The following is a 14,032-nucleotide window of genomic DNA, read 5'->3' on the forward strand; positions in this document are numbered from 1 at the left end:
TCCCGCACCGACAAACCGCCGGGCAGGGTGTGTCGCGGCTACTTCGACGCGGGATGGGGTAGCAGCGGACGGGCCGCCTCGAGGTGCTGCCGGCACAGCTCGGCGAGTACGTCGTACGCCTTGTGGCCCATCAGCGTCTGCAGCTCGACCTTGCTGGACTCGAACACCGGCTCGACGCCGATGTGCGCCTCGGTGTTCCCGGTGCAGTACCAGTCCAGGTCGTGCCCGCCGGGACCCCAGCCGCGCCGGTCGTACTCCCCGATCCCGACCTCGGTGTACGTCGTCCCGTCCGGCCGCTCGACCTCGCGGAACGTCCGCCGGATCGGCAGCTGCCAGCACACGTCCGGCTTGGTCTCGACGAAGTGCACGCCGCGCTTCAGCGCCAGCCCGTGCAGCGCGCAGCCCGCGCCGCCGGCGAAGCCCGGCCGGTTCAGGAAGATGCAGGCACCGTCCCAGACCCGGGTCTTGCGGTCGCCCTCGTCGTCGGTCTCCACCCAGCCGTTGGCGCGGCCCTCCTTGCGGAACTGCCAGTCGTCCTTGCCGAGCTCCTTGACGTACTTCTTCACCCGCTTCTCGTCGTCCGCGTCGGAGAAGTGCGCACCGAGCGTGCAGCAGCCGTCGTTGGGACGGCCCTTGTAGATCCCCTGGCAGCCGCCTCCGAAGATGCAGGACCAGTTGGACGTCAGCCAGGTCACGTCGCAACGGAAGACCTGGTCGGAGTCGTCGGGGTCGACGAACTCGACCCAGGCGCGGGGGAAGTCGAGAGAAACCTCAGGCACCTGGAAAGCCTACGCGCAACCGTGAACACTCCGGTACTCCGGTTGTCCAGTAGCGTGAGGGTATGCGGCTCGGCGTACTCGACGTGGGATCAAACACCGTCCATCTGCTCGTGGTGGACGCACATCGTGGTGCCGCGCCGCTGCCGGCGTACTCGCACAAGACCGAGCTGCGGCTGGCCGAGCACCTCGACACCGACGGCAAGATCGACGGCTCCGGCGTCGACGGGCTGATCGAGTTCACCAAGGAAGCGGTCCAGCTGGCCGAGGACAAGGGCTGCGAGTCGGTGCTGGCGTTCGCCACCTCCGCGCTCCGCGAGGCGCCGAACGGCGAGAAGGTGCTGGATCGCGTCCGCACCGAGACCGGCGTGGACCTGGAGGTGCTCAGCGGCGAAGACGAGGCCCGGCTGACGTTCCTCGCGGTCCGCCGGTGGTTCGGCTGGTCCTCGGGACGTCTGGCGGTCTTCGACATCGGCGGCGGCTCGCTGGAGATCGCCGCCGGGTCGGACGAGCAGCCGACCGTTGCGGCGTCCGTCCAGCTCGGCGCCGGCCGGCTGACCCGCGAGGGCCTGACCGCGGACCCGCCGGACAAGGATGAGGTCCGCGCGCTGCGCCGCCGGATCCGGATGGAGCTGGCCGCGGTCGCCGGTCCGGTACTGCGGGCCGGGAAGCCGCAGCGCGCCGTGGCGACCAGCAAGACGTTCCGCTCGCTGGCCCGGATCGCGGGGGCGGCGCCGTCCGCCGACGGGCCGTACGTACCGCGCACGCTGAACCGGGACGACCTCGACGAGTGGATCCCGAAGCTGACCACGATGACCGCCGCCGAGCGGGCCGCGCTGCCCGGCGTCTCGGCCGGCCGCGCGACCCAGCTGACCGCCGGTGCGCTGGTCGCCGACGCCGTGATGGACCTGTTCGACCTGCCCGCGCTGGAGGTGTGCCCGTGGGCGCTGCGCGAGGGCGTCATCCTGTCCCGGCTCGACCAGCTGCAACCCCGGTGACCCGATGAGCCCCCGTACGACCGCGAAGATCGGCCTGTCCACCGCCTCCGTCTACCCCGAGTCGACCGCCAGCGGCTTCGAGCTGGCCGCCCGGCTCGGGTACGACGGGGTCGAGGTGATGATCGGGATCGACCCGCTGAGCACCCAGATCGACGCGATCCAGCGGCTGATCGACTACCACCAGCTGCCGGTGCTGGCGATCCACGCGCCGACGCTGCTGATCATGCAGCGGGTCTGGGGGACCGACCCGTGGAGCAAGCTCGAGCGCAGCGCCGAGGCCGCCAAGGAGCTCGGCGCGGACGTGGTCGTCGTACACCCGCCGTTCCGCTGGCAGCGGGACTACGCGCGCGGGTTCGTCGAGGGGATCGCCCGGCTCGAGGAGCAGACCGGCGTGACGCTGGCGGTGGAGAACATGTACCCGTGGCGCGCGCCCGGCCGCGACCTGCAGGCGTACGCGCCGAGCTGGGACCCGACCGAGCAGACGTACGCGCACACCACGCTAGACCTGTCGCACGCGTCGACCGCGGAGCAGGACTGCGTCGAGCTGGCCGCGACGATGGGCAAGAGCCTCACGCACGTCCACCTGACCGACGGCACCGGCTCCGCGAAGGACGAGCACCTGGTCCCGGGCCGCGGCACACAGCGCGCCGCCGACCTGCTCACCGAGCTGGCCAAGCAGGACTTCGCCGGGCACATCATCATCGAGATCAACACCCGCCGCGCGACCAGCCGCTCCGAGCGCGAGGTCGACCTGGTCGAGTCCCTGGAGTTCACCCGCCGGCACTTCGTGAAGACCCGGCGGACGCCGTTCGCGGTCACCCCGGACGGTGAGATCTCGGAGCTCACTCCGTGACAGCCGGCGGCCGTACGCCGGGACGCCGACCAGGGGGACCCGACACCCGGGGGGAGATCCTCGACGCCGCCCGCGAAGCCTTTGCGGACAAGGGGTTCGCGGCCACCTCGATGCGCTCGGTCGCCCGCCGGGCCGGGGTGGACGCGGCGCTCGTGCACCACTACTTCGACAGCAAGGGCGAGCTGTTCATCGAGGCGCTGGCACTGCCGGTCGACCCGCGGCAGATCGCGGCCCGGATCGTCGACGGGCCCGACGACGAGATCGGCCGCCGGATCGCGACCGCGTTCCTCGGGGTCTGGGAGTCGCCGGACGGGCAGCAGCGGATGAAGGCGCTGTTCCGGAGCGTGCTCAGCAGCGACGAGGCGGCCCGGATGATGCGCGAGGGCATCACCCAGATGATCATCGAACCGGTCTCCGCGATGCTCGCCGTACCGGACGCCAGGCTGCGGGTCGGGCTGGTCGCGACGCAGCTGGTCGGGACCGCCGTCGTCCGGTACCTGGTCGGCCTCGAGCCGGTCGCGTCGGTCGACGTCGAGACGCTGATCGACCGGTTGGCGCCCGTCCTTCAGCAGCATCTGACCGGCTGATGGAGATCCCTGGCGACGCGGAGATCCGCGCGCTGCACCGTGCGTACGCCCCGAGCCGGGAGGCGTTCGAGGTGGTGTGGGAGCACTGCCGGTTGGTGTGTTCGGTGGCGTCGCAGTTCTTCGCCGGGCTGGATGTCGACACCGACCTGGTCCGGGCGGGGGCGCTGCTGCACGACGTCGGGGTGTACCGGCTGGAGTCGTCGGCGTACGTCCGGCACGGCGTACTCGGGCACGAGTTGCTCGCGTCGCTCGGGTTCCCGCTGGAGATCTGCCGGTTCTGCTCGTGTCATACCGGGGTCGGGATCACCCGGGACGACGTGGTCCGGCAGGGGCTGCCGATCCCGGTCGCGGACTACCTGCCGCGGACGCCGGAGGAGGAGCTGGTGCTGTACGCGGACAAGTTCCACAGCAAGCGGACGCCGCCCGTCTTTCTGTCGGGGAATACGTATGCAGCCGAGGTCGGGCGGTTCGGGGCGGCCAAGGTCCGGCGGTTCGGCGAGCTCCGGCAGCGGTACGGCGACCCGGCGCTGGACGAGCTGAGCGCGGCCACGGGGTACGCCGTCATCTGACCGACCGTTGCGCCGGCGGCTCGGTGCGCGTTAAATTCATCATATGATGAAAAACTCGGTGAGCTGCCGCGACGTGGTCGTGGTCCGCGGCGAGCACGAGGTGCTGCACGGGATCGGCTTCGACCTCCGGGCCGGGACCGTCATGGGATTGCTCGGCCCGTCCGGCTGTGGCAAGACGACGTTGATCCGGGCGATCGTCGGACTCCAGGCGCGGGTCACCGGCGAGGTGACGGTGCTCGGGCTGCCGGCCGGTGCGCCGAAACTGCGCGGCCGGGTCGGGTACGTGACCCAGGAGCCCAGCGTGTACGGCGACCTCACCGTCACCGAGAACCTGCGCTTCTTCGCCGCGGTGCTCGGCGTACCGGCGTCCGACGTGACGCGGGCGATCGAGACGGTCGACCTGGTGTCGCATGCCGGCGTACGCGTGGATCGGCTGTCCGGTGGGCAGCGGTCCCGGGTGTCGCTGGCGGTGGCGCTGCTCGGCAGTCCCGAACTGCTGGTGTTGGACGAACCAACGGTCGGGCTGGATCCCGTACTGCGTAGGGACCTCTGGCAACTGTTCCACCGGCTGGCCGACGACGGCGCCGCGCTGCTCGTGTCCAGTCACGTGATGGACGAGGCGTCCCGGTGCGACCGGCTGCTGCTGATGCGCGAGGGCGAACTGCTCGCCGACGAGACGCCCGACGCGCTGCTCGCCGCTGCCGGTACGACCGACATCGAGCAGGCGTTCCTGACCTTGATCGAAGAGAAGGAGGCGGCCCGATGACTCCGCGCGTGACCTTCGCCGTCGCGGCCCGGGTGATCACCCAGTTGCGCCGGGACCCGCGGACGGTGGCGCTGCTGATCGCGTTGCCGACCGTGTTCGTGACGCTGATGTGGTGGATGTTCCACGACGACAAGGTGGTCTTCGACCAGATCGGCGGCCCGCTGCTCGCGATCTTCCCGTCGATCGTGATGTTCGTCGTCACCGCCGTGACCACCCTGCGGGAACGCTCCGGCGGGACGCTGTCCCGGCTGTTCACGATGCCGATGGCGAAGCTCGACTTCCTGCTCGGGTACGCCCTCGCGTTCGCGCTGGTCGCGCTGATCCAGGCGGTCGTCCTCGTCTCGATCTCCCTGTACCTGCTGGGTCTCGACATCCAGGGCGCCGCCTGGCAGCTGGGTGTTGTCGCGATCCTCGACGGCGTCCTCGGCGCCGCGCTCGGCCTGCTGTCCAGCGCCTTCGCGGCCACCGAGTTCCAGGCGGTGCAGATGATGCCGGCGATCATGATCCCGCAGATCCTGCTCTGCGGCCTGTTCGTCCCCCGCGACCAACTCCCGTCGGTGCTCCACGCGCTGAGCGACGTACTACCGCTCTCCTACGCCGTGGACGCCGTCCTAGGAGTTGCCAAAGGCAACGGCTTCACCACAACCACCGGCACCGACACCCTCGTCGTCCTCGCCTTCATCCTCGCCGCCCTCGCCCTAGGCGCCGCAACCCTCCGCCGCCGAACGGCCTAGGCAAACAAAGGGAAAGAACAAAGGGAAGGAAGAGAGATTTAGAGGGCTATTCAGAAGATCCGGCTGAGCTTAGTGAACAAGAGCAGAGAAAAGACGAGATTGAGAGTGGTGGCCGGGTCTGGCGGTCAGCCGGAGGGTATGCCGCTCTTTGCCGAGTCGTGGCGAACGGCTCGGCACCTGTTCGTCGAGTCGTGGATTGTGGCTGGTTTCTGGCACCTTTCTCACGACTCGCCGCAGGCGGTGCGGGCCGATTGCTACGACTCGGCGGAGGACTGTCGGCCCTCCGAGACCTGGAGCACATGACGCCGAACCCAACCACCATTCTCAGAGGGTTGTTCAGAAGTCATCAGCCGAGCGGAAGCGTCCGTGGGCGCTGTGCAGGCGGGCGGCGGCGGCCGTCGCAGGGCCGGCCGTTTGAGGGGTTAGCGTCTGAGATGTCGGGTTACCTACCCGCATACCGGCCGCAAACCCGGCAACTCAGGCGCCAACCCCTCGAGAGGATCTGCCCGCGGCGTTGGTAGTGCCAGCGGGGCCAGGACACGGGCTGCGGCTGCTGTCGGATCCGGGCCCGCTTACCGCTGGCGTTGTTCATAGACCTGACCAGTATCTCGGTCTGGTGGTTAGGGGAGGGTGCGGACCACCTTGCCGTCCTTGTCGAACGCGGTGACCCGGAGGGCGCTGGCCGGTGCGGTGGTGGGTTGGCTTGGCCAGATGTAGGCGAACCAACCGTCGGTGACCGGGATGTCGGTGGAGGCTGACGGGCCGATCTGCAGATGGATGCGGGTCGCGGTGCTGGCCACCCGGCCCCAGGCGCGGACCTCGTAGCACATCTTGGTGCCGCACTTCTGCCCGCTCAGGTCGGTGCCGGTGTACAGGTCCGTGCGGCGCGAACCCTTCGCGGGTGTGAGGATCGGGTCCTTGCCCTGCACGAACGAGTCGAGGTCCAGGAACGCCGTACCGCGCATCACCATGCCGCCGTTCAATGAGTTCTTCTCGATCTCGCAGGTGATGGCCTTGCGGCCGTTCGGGGAGACCGCGGTCAGCAGGACGCTCGGCCAGGTCTTCGAGCGTGCGGAGGCGACGATGCGCCAGTTGGTGACGTCCACCCAGCTCTGGGCCGAGCAGTTCAGCAGCTGAGTGGCCGGGTCGGCCGGCACCGGGTCCTTGCGCAGCTTCGCCAGCAGAGCGGCTGTCGGCCGGTCCCCGCCGGGCACCGTACAGAGCTGGACTCGCTTGCTGGTCAGGGGATCGCTGTTGGCCCGGTCCCCGGTGCGGTAGCCGCCGATCACGTTCACCAACGGGCCCTCCAGCGTGGGCAGCCGGAGCTTGCAGCGCCGGAGCGCCTCGGCGTTGGACACCGGTACGCCGACCGCGTCCTGCCCCTGCGGAATGCCGGGCACCGGCTGGAAGTACGCCTCCTGCTGGTTGTTCGCGACCGGGCTGCCACCGGTCCGCGAGTGGCCGGGCAGGAGACTGGCGGTGACCGCGACGGCGGCCACGACGGCGACCGTGCCTCCGGCGCCGAGGAACTTCCGGCGCCGCCGGCCGCGATGACCGCGGTCCAGCAGCAGCCCGGTGTCCAGCGGGGCGAGGTCTTCGGCGTCGGCGATCCGGCGGAGTTCTGCGGTGACGTCCTGTACGTCGTGCATCTCGTTCTCCTTCACAGCGTCGGGGTTGCTCGGCGCTGGTTGATGGCTCGGCGGAGGGTTTCGAGGCCGCGGGAGGCTTGGCTTTTCACGGTGCCTTCGGAGCAGCCGAGGACTTCGGCGGTCTGCTCGACGGAGAGGTCCTCGTAGTACCGCAGGACGACGCAGGCGCGTTGCCGCGGGCCCAGTGAGCGCAGGGCTTCGAGTACTTCGTCGCGGTCCGCATGGCCGGCGGCGAAGTCGTCGGGCTCGGGGCGATCCGGTACGTCGGCGATCGCCACCTCCCGGCGCCACGGCCGGCGGCCGCCGTCGTACGCCGCGTTGACCACGACGCGGCGCGCGTACGCGAACGGATTACCGACCCGCCGGACCTTCGGCCACGCCAGGTACAGCTTGTACAGCGCGTCCTGGACGATGTCGTCAGCCCGGTGCCGGTCGCCCACCACCAGAAACGCCGTCCGCCGCAACGCCGTCGAGGTCTCCTCGACGAACTCGGCGAACTCCCGGTCCCGTTCCGCCATCCGCGCCTCCACTCTCCATCTCCACCCCAAGACGGAAAGTCCTACGGACCAGGTTGCACCCCGGAAGGGTTACGGACGGGTCCGGTACAGACCGTACGACCCTCCGCCGGTGATCGCGGCGCCGATCAGGATCAGCAGCACGGCCCGGCCGCGCCCGCCCGGCTTGTTCTTCAGGTCGTCGTACGACTCGGTGCAGGTGCCGGTGCTGCTGTGCACGACGCACACGTCGCCCTGGCTCATCGGCCGCCGGTCGCAGGGCGGCCAAGCCGGAGGACAGTACCTCAGGTCAGCCGGCGAGGTGCGCGACGCCTTCCCAGCCGGGGTCGGGGGTGGCGACGAGGGTGACTCGGCCGTGGGGCCAGCCGGTGGTGGCGGCCTGGAGTTGGGCGTCGGCGGGGGTGGTGCCGTCGACGTAGTAGTGCAGGATGCGGACGCCGGCGGAGGTTTCGTGGGCGAGCAGGTTGCCGGAGCCGCCGAGGCGGTCGGTGAGGTGGTCCTCGAAGGCGCGGAGTTCGTCGAGCATCTCGGACTCGGGCAGGCCGTCCTCACGGACGACGGGGTACCGGATCGACACCGCCACGTGGGTGTCGAGGTGCGGCCGCCGGATCGAGCGCAACGGGTACTCCGCGGTCGCGATCACCCGCTGCCCGTCCCGGGTGCCCTCGAGCATCTTCCACGCTGGGCTGCCGTCGTCCAGCGTGTGCTCCGCCGCGAACCCGGCCACCGCCGGCAGCAGTTCGGTGACCGGTACGGCGTTCACCGGGGCGTCGGCGAGTGTGTCGATCGCGCCGACCCAGGTCTCCACCATCTCCTCGCCGAGCACCAGGTCGAGGATCAGGAACGTCACCCGCCGCTGCGTGTCCACCGACAGTTCCGCGAACGCCGGATGGTGGACGCCGACGTGGACGGACGCCGAGTCCGGCTCGATCGACACCACGGACTCGTCGACCGCGACCGGCGGCAGTCCGTCGAACTGGATCGTCACCGCGGGACCCGGGCGGCGCAGGTCGGCGTACTCCCAGACCTGGTCCGACGGCGGGGCCGCGCGCAGCCAGCGGCGGGCGACCGCGCGCTGGGCGGGGTTGCCGGCGGCGGTCACGATCAGCACGTGCTGGGCGTGCAGCCCGGGGCCGAGCTCCCACTCCAGGTCCGGGTGGATCCGGCCGATCCGCTCGGTCAGGTCGGCGTTCGCCGCGGTCGGCTCGCGGCGGGCGACGGCGGCCGCCACCTGGCCGGCGCCGGTCGTCGTCCACCAGGACCAGAACGCGCCGATCGGGTCGGCCTCCACGGCGTTCCGGCGCCGACGCTTGAAGATGGGCATGACCGCATCCTCTAACAGCCAGGGGTGCGACCATCGAACCAATGACCCCGGTGGTGTGGCCCCTGCCACACCAGCGACCGACGATTCCGCAAAGCCAGGTTCAGGCGCGTAACCTGCATTCACCACTGGCAAATGGGTGGGTTGATGAGGAGGAACACGTAGTGCTTCGGCGAGTCCTGCTGGGCATGTCCCGCAGCCCCCAGATCAAGAAGGCCGTGTCGTCGCTGCCGGTGTCCAGCGGCATCGTCGCCCGGTTCGTCGCCGGTGAGACCGCTCCGGAGGCCGTGCTGGCCACCGAGAAGCTGGTCAGCAACGGGCTGCGGGTGACCCTCGACCACCTCGGTGAGGACGTCACCGACCTGGCCGCCGCGACCGCGACCGCCGACGCGTACCTGGACCTGCTGAAGAAGCTCGCCGCGGCCGGACTGACCGCGAACGCCGAGGTCTCGGTGAAGCTGTCCGCGGTCGGCCAGGCGCTGCCCGGCGACGGCGAGAAGATCGCGCTGGAGAACGCCCGCACCATCTGCCTCGCGGCCCGCAACGCCGGTACGACGGTCACCCTCGACATGGAGGACCACACCACCACCGACTCCACGCTGGGCATCCTCCGCGAACTGCGCCAGGACTTCCCGGAGACCGGCGCGGTCCTGCAGGCGTACCTGCGGCGGACCGAGGGCGACTGCCGCGACCTCGCGTACTCCGGGTCCCGGGTGCGGCTGTGCAAGGGCGCGTACAAGGAGCCGGAGTCGGTCGCGTACCAGGAGAAGCGCCAGGTCGACAAGGCGTACGTGCGGGCGATGAAGGTGCTGATGAACGGCGAGGGCTACCCGATGATCGCCTCGCACGACCCGCGGCTGATCTCGATCGCGGGCGCGCTGGCCGACCGCGCCGGCCGCAAGCCGGGCAGCTTCGAGTACCAGATGCTGTACGGCATCCGCCCCGAGGAGCAGCTCCGGCTGGCCGGCCTCGGGCACACCATGCGGATCTACATCCCGTACGGCGAGGACTGGTACGGCTACCTGGTCCGCCGGCTCGCCGAGCGCCCCGCGAACCTGCAGTTCTTCGCCCGCTCCTTGATCAGCAAGAAGTAGCCACGCGCCGGACGGCTAACCTTTGGACCATGAGTGCAAAGGTGGCCGTCCTCGGGGCCGGCGTGATGGGGGAGACGTTGCTGTCCGGGCTGATTCGGGCCGGCCGGCGACCGGAGGACCTCCTGATCACCGAGCGCCGCCCGGAGCGCGCCGCCGAGCTGCGGGAGCGGTACGGCGTGGACGTGGTGTCGAACCTGGACGCCGCGAAGCGTGCGGACACGCTGGTCCTGGTCGTGAAGCCGCAGGACATGCCGGACCTGCTCGCGGAGATCTCCCCGGCGGTGCAGCCGACCCAGACGATCGTGTCGCTCGCGGCCGGGATCACCACCGGGTTCGTCGAGTCCCGGCTGCCCGACGGCGTCGCCGTGGTCCGGGTGATGCCGAACACGCCTGCTCTGGTTGACGAGGGGATGGCCGCGATCTCCCGCGGTTCGCACTGCGACGAGAGCCACCTGGAGCTCGCGGAGAGCCTGCTCGCAGCGACCGGCCGGGTGGTGCGGGTGCCGGAGAAGCAGCAGGACGCGGTGACCGCGATCTCCGGGTCGGGGCCGGCGTACATCTTCTTCGTGGTCGAGTCGATGATCGAGGCCGGCGTCCACATGGGGCTGCCGCGCAGCACCGCCACGGATCTCGTCGTACAGACCGTGGTCGGGTCGGCGAAGCTGCTGCGGGAGACCGGCGAGCATCCGACCGTACTGCGGGAGCGCGTGACGTCGCCTGGCGGTACGACGGCGGCCGCGGTGCGGGAGCTGGAGGACCACAAGGTCCGCGCCGCGTTCCTGTCCGCGATCGAGGCGGCCCGGAACCGTTCGCGCGATCTCGCCGCCGAATAACACCTGTCCCTCAGGTGGCGTTAAGGTGGGCCCCGCCGAGGTTTCCTGCCATGTTCGAGGGATGAGTCCGCCCATGGGTAATGGTTCGGTCGAGCCGGCCACCGCGCCTGCGCAAACGCAGCAGGTGCAGGAGGCGCAGCAGGTTCCGCCGCTGCCGTGGCGTGTGCCGCTGGACCCGGCGCCCTGGTGGGCCTGGGCCCTGTTCGTGCTGCCGTTCGTGGCTGTGCCGGCGTTGAACTCGTGGTTGTGGATGGGCGCCCGCGACATGCTCGCGGTCGGTCTGCTGACGATCATCGGCGCGTCCGTGGTGCGCGTCGCCGGCGGCGTCGTGCTGTACCGGGTGGTGCTGTACCCGGGCGGCCTCAAGGCGCGCACCAGCATGCTGATCCGCAGCCTCTCCTGGCAGGATGTCGGCAAGATCGAGCTCGGCGAGGACAGCGTCGTACTGACCCGCGGTCCCGACGAGCACGAGATCAACGGCATCCCCGCGGACCGCACGGCCGAGGTCGCCGCGGTCATGGAGGTCCTCCGCGACCGCTCGCTCACCACCCAGGTCCGCCGGCACCGCCCACGCCCGGGCATCGGCAGCGCGCTGGTCCTGCTCTACGTGGTCCTGTCGATCGGAGCGTTCCTGCTCCGTTGGCACATCGTCCTCTGAATCCCTTGTACTGAAGGCGTTCAGCCGAGCTCGAGGGTCGCGACAACCGGCCAGTGATCGCTCGGGACGCGGCCGTCGGGACGGGCGTGCGAGACGGTCGCGTCGGTCACCGTCCACTCGGGCGTGACGAGAATGTGGTCGATGCGGTCGTCGTCGACGGCGCCGGTGAAGTTGTGCCAGCTGCCGCCCGCCGACGCCGGCACCGCGAGCGCCAGGCCGGAGGCGACCAGCGCCTTCAACGGCGGCGCGTCCGGCGTCGCGTTCAGGTCGCCCATCACGATCCACGGCAGCGATCCGCTGATCCAGCGGGCGATCAACCGGGACGACTGCAGCTGCGCGACCTCGCCCGCGTGGTCGTAGTGCGTGTTGACGACGCCGACCGTCGTACCGTTGCGGTGCCGGAGCCACACGAGCGTGGCGATCCGGGTCAGGTCGGCGTCCCAGCCGATCGAGCCGGGCGTCCCGGGATCGTCCGACAGCCAACGGGTCTCGGACCGCTCGATCCGCCAGTCGCCGGGCCGGACCAGCACCGTGGAGTGCTCGCCGGCGCTCATCCCGTCGTCCCGGCCGGCGCCGACGATCTCGTACTTCGGGAACCGCCAGCGCAGGTACTCGAGCTGGTCGGGCAGCACTTCCTGCAGCCCGACCACGTCGGCGTCCAGCTGTTCGATCGCCGCCACCGTCGCCTTCCGCCGGACCGGCCAGGCGTTGTCGCCGTCGGGTGCGGACGAGTTGCGGATGTTGAAGGAAGCGGCGCGGATCTTCATGGGGTCGATCCTGCCAAACCCATCGCCCGGGTCGCAGCCTGGAGCCGTGGCGTGCTCGCCTCGAGCGCCCGGTCCCGGCCCTGCGCCAGCAGGTGGTCGATCGCGCCAGGGTCCGTCGCCAGCCGCGCGTACTCCTTCTGCAGCGGCTCGATGACCGCCAGGACGGCGTCCGCGACGTCCTGCTTCAGCGCGCCGTACGACGTGTACGCCGCGGCCAGTTCGACCGGGTCGCCGGCCGTGCAGGCGGCGAGGATCTCCAGCAGGTTGGTGATCCCGGGCTTGTTCTGCTCGTCGTGCCGGACAACGTTTTCGGAATCGGTGACGGCGCGCATGATCTGCCGGCGGATCACGTCCGGCGGGTCCAGCAGCCGGATCGTGCCGACCGCGTCGTCGGCGTCGGACTTGCTCATCTTCGCGGTCGGGTTCTGCAGGTCCTTCACCCGCGTCGCCAGCGCCGCCTTGTTCAGCTGCGGCACGACGAACGTCTCGCCGTACTCGCGGTTGAACCGGATCGCGACGTCCCGGGCCAGCTCGACGTGCTGGTCCTGGTCGCCGCCGACCGGGACCCGTTCCGCGCCGTACAGCAGGATGTCCGCGGCCATCAGGCACGGGTACGTGAACAGCGAGGCCCGGGTCATCGGCCGGCCCTTGCCCTTCTCCTTGTACTGGATCATCCGGGAGAGCTCACCGACGTACGACGTGCACTCGAGCAGGTACGCGAGCTGCGCATGCGTGGGTACGTCGGACTGCACGAACACCGTGCCCTCCGGGACACCGGCCGCGAGCATCAGCGTCGCGAACTCGCGGGTGAGCGTGGCGAGTCTTCGGGGATCGTGCTTGGTCGTCATCGCGTGCAGGTTCGCGACGAAGTAGAAACCGTCCGGGTCGGTGAACCGGCGAAGTGCGCCGAAGTGGTTGCCGAGCGTCAGCCGGCCGGACGGGGTGATGCCGGAAAGCGATGTCATGATCTTTCTCCTTCGGTTTCTGAGCCTCACCGAAAGAGGGCATGAAAAAGGCCGCCTCGGTGAGGCGGCCGTGGTGGCTGCGTGCGAACACGCGCTGGGATGGACCGCCCTAGGCGGCCCACCACAGCTGCAAGTTCGTGTTCACGCTTTCAGCTTAGCAGCGACTGGACGATCAGCTCGTTACGGGCGTCCTGGCCGAGCGGCACGGACGGGTGCACGCCGTCGCGCAGGTAGTTCGCCAGCCGGTACGGCTTCACCCAGAGCCATTCGGCCCAGCGGATGATCCGCAGGTTCGGGTACTTCTCCTGGGCGTCGTACAGCTGCATGTTCAGCCAGGAGCTGTTCCGCTGGTCGGCGAGCTGGACCGGCGCGCTCACCGCCTTGCGGACGACCTGGAGGTCGACCCAGTACAGCGTCCGGTTCTGGCCGACGATGCTCACCGCACGGTCGACCTGGGCCCGGAACTTCGGCGGGTCGAAGATGTCGTTCGAGCCGGCGGCCAGCAGTACCCGGCGCGGCAGCCCGTACGCCGACGCCGCGGCCTGCAGCGCGTCGACCGCGCCCGAGCTCGGCCGGCTCGACCAGTTGTTGACGGCGAGCTGGGTGCCGTTGCGGTTCAGCAGCCGGATCGCGAGCGCCTTGCCGTCCTGCACCGAGATGCTGTCGCCGAACATGAACACGCCGTTGGCGGCCCGGGTCTTCTCGAACTGCGCGGCGGTGGAGATCGCCCGCGTGCTGTTGGTCCACGATCCCGCGACGCCGGAGCCGTACGGCCCGCTCGACGACGTGGCGGCGGCGAACGCGGGGGCCGGATCGGCGGCGGATGCGGTCTGGGCCGAGGCGGCGACCGACGCGGCGGCCGCGGCTGCGCCCACCGTGAAGATCTGCCGACGGTTGGGTTTCATTTGCCTCACGGAAGAACCTTGGTCCCCTCGGATACCTACTCG

At 70.1% G+C, this 14,032-nt stretch carries 17 protein-coding genes; 9 read left to right on the top strand and 8 right to left on the bottom strand.

Going from position 1 to position 14,032, the window contains the following annotated elements; genetic code table 11:
* Positions 1-38 precede the first annotated feature (38 nt).
* The gene (locus tag ACXJJ3_RS26330; RefSeq protein WP_458164519.1) at positions 39-779 is read right to left on the bottom strand and encodes a hypothetical protein; all 741 of its coding nucleotides are present in this window, start codon (positions 777-779) and stop codon (positions 39-41) included.
* Positions 780-841: 62 nt separating this feature from the next.
* On the opposite strand from ACXJJ3_RS26330, the gene ACXJJ3_RS26335 reads away from it, so the two are divergent.
* From ACXJJ3_RS26335 to ACXJJ3_RS26360, 6 genes are read left to right on the top strand one after another with little or no spacing between them, the layout of a single operon-like run.
* Positions 842-1,774: a Ppx/GppA phosphatase family protein gene (locus tag ACXJJ3_RS26335; protein ID WP_458164520.1), complete on the top strand. Its 933-nt coding sequence runs from the start codon at positions 842-844 to the stop codon at positions 1,772-1,774.
* Between the two features lie 4 nt (positions 1,775-1,778).
* Positions 1,779-2,627, top strand: a complete 849-nt coding sequence (locus ACXJJ3_RS26340) for a sugar phosphate isomerase/epimerase family protein (protein WP_458164521.1) — start codon at positions 1,779-1,781, stop codon at positions 2,625-2,627.
* The gene (locus tag ACXJJ3_RS26345; RefSeq protein ID WP_458164522.1) at positions 2,624-3,214 is read left to right on the top strand and encodes a TetR/AcrR family transcriptional regulator; all 591 of its coding nucleotides are present in this window, start codon (positions 2,624-2,626) and stop codon (positions 3,212-3,214) included. The genes ACXJJ3_RS26340 and ACXJJ3_RS26345 overlap by 4 nt, the downstream gene beginning before the upstream one ends.
* The gene (locus ACXJJ3_RS26350; RefSeq protein WP_458164523.1) at positions 3,214-3,783 is read left to right on the top strand and encodes an HD domain-containing protein; all 570 of its coding nucleotides are present in this window, start codon (positions 3,214-3,216) and stop codon (positions 3,781-3,783) included. The genes ACXJJ3_RS26345 and ACXJJ3_RS26350 overlap by 1 nt, the downstream gene beginning before the upstream one ends.
* A gap of 43 nt (positions 3,784-3,826) precedes the next feature.
* On the top strand, positions 3,827-4,549 hold the full coding sequence (locus tag ACXJJ3_RS26355) for an ABC transporter ATP-binding protein (protein ID WP_458164524.1): 723 nt from the start codon (positions 3,827-3,829) through the stop codon (positions 4,547-4,549).
* Positions 4,546-5,283 (top strand): ABC transporter permease, encoded by a 738-nt coding sequence (locus tag ACXJJ3_RS26360; protein ID WP_458164525.1) that lies wholly within the window; start codon positions 4,546-4,548, stop codon positions 5,281-5,283. Before ACXJJ3_RS26355 ends, ACXJJ3_RS26360 begins: the two co-directional genes overlap by 4 nt.
* A 620-nt stretch (positions 5,284-5,903) precedes the next feature.
* On the opposite strand, the gene ACXJJ3_RS26365 is transcribed toward ACXJJ3_RS26360, so the two are convergent.
* The 4 genes from ACXJJ3_RS26365 to ACXJJ3_RS26380 form a co-directional block, all read right to left on the bottom strand.
* Positions 5,904-6,932: a hypothetical protein gene (locus tag ACXJJ3_RS26365; RefSeq protein WP_458164526.1), complete on the bottom strand. Its 1,029-nt coding sequence runs from the start codon at positions 6,930-6,932 to the stop codon at positions 5,904-5,906.
* Between the two features lie 11 nt (positions 6,933-6,943).
* On the bottom strand, positions 6,944-7,450 hold the full coding sequence (locus ACXJJ3_RS26370; RefSeq protein ID WP_458164527.1) for a SigE family RNA polymerase sigma factor: 507 nt from the start codon (positions 7,448-7,450) through the stop codon (positions 6,944-6,946).
* Between the two features lie 69 nt (positions 7,451-7,519).
* Positions 7,520-7,690, bottom strand: coding sequence for a hypothetical protein (locus ACXJJ3_RS26375; protein ID WP_458164528.1), 171 nt, complete (start codon positions 7,688-7,690; stop codon positions 7,520-7,522).
* A gap of 46 nt (positions 7,691-7,736) precedes the next feature.
* Positions 7,737-8,771 carry a DUF695 domain-containing protein gene (locus ACXJJ3_RS26380; protein ID WP_458164529.1) on the bottom strand — a complete coding sequence of 345 codons (1,035 nt, stop codon included), beginning with the start codon at positions 8,769-8,771 and terminating at the stop codon, positions 7,737-7,739.
* A gap of 161 nt (positions 8,772-8,932) precedes the next feature.
* Between ACXJJ3_RS26380 and ACXJJ3_RS26385 the strand changes: the two genes are divergently transcribed.
* The 3 genes from ACXJJ3_RS26385 (at position 8,933) to ACXJJ3_RS26395 (ending at position 11,353) form a co-directional block, all read left to right on the top strand.
* A complete protein-coding gene (locus ACXJJ3_RS26385) occupies positions 8,933-9,862 on the top strand; it encodes a proline dehydrogenase family protein (RefSeq protein ID WP_458164530.1) in 930 nt (309 codons plus the stop codon).
* Between the two features lie 29 nt (positions 9,863-9,891).
* The gene (proC, locus tag ACXJJ3_RS26390; RefSeq protein WP_458164531.1) at positions 9,892-10,695 is read left to right on the top strand and encodes a pyrroline-5-carboxylate reductase; all 804 of its coding nucleotides are present in this window, start codon (positions 9,892-9,894) and stop codon (positions 10,693-10,695) included.
* 73 nt (positions 10,696-10,768) lie between these two features.
* Positions 10,769-11,353, top strand: a complete 585-nt coding sequence (locus ACXJJ3_RS26395) for a hypothetical protein (protein ID WP_458164532.1) — start codon at positions 10,769-10,771, stop codon at positions 11,351-11,353.
* A gap of 20 nt (positions 11,354-11,373) precedes the next feature.
* On the opposite strand, the gene ACXJJ3_RS26400 is transcribed toward ACXJJ3_RS26395, so the two are convergent.
* The 3 genes from ACXJJ3_RS26400 to ACXJJ3_RS26410 form a co-directional block, all read right to left on the bottom strand.
* Positions 11,374-12,120 carry an endonuclease/exonuclease/phosphatase family protein gene (locus ACXJJ3_RS26400; protein ID WP_458164533.1) on the bottom strand — a complete coding sequence of 249 codons (747 nt, stop codon included), beginning with the start codon at positions 12,118-12,120 and terminating at the stop codon, positions 11,374-11,376.
* Positions 12,117-13,085: a tryptophan--tRNA ligase gene (trpS, locus tag ACXJJ3_RS26405; protein ID WP_458164534.1), complete on the bottom strand. Its 969-nt coding sequence runs from the start codon at positions 13,083-13,085 to the stop codon at positions 12,117-12,119. The genes ACXJJ3_RS26400 and trpS overlap by 4 nt, the downstream gene beginning before the upstream one ends.
* Before the next feature lie 149 nt (positions 13,086-13,234).
* Positions 13,235-13,990, bottom strand: a complete 756-nt coding sequence (locus tag ACXJJ3_RS26410; RefSeq protein WP_458164535.1) for a hypothetical protein — start codon at positions 13,988-13,990, stop codon at positions 13,235-13,237.
* Positions 13,991-14,032: the final 42 nt, after the last annotated feature.

The sequence above is a fragment of the Kribbella sp. WER1 genome, from assembly GCF_054189145.1.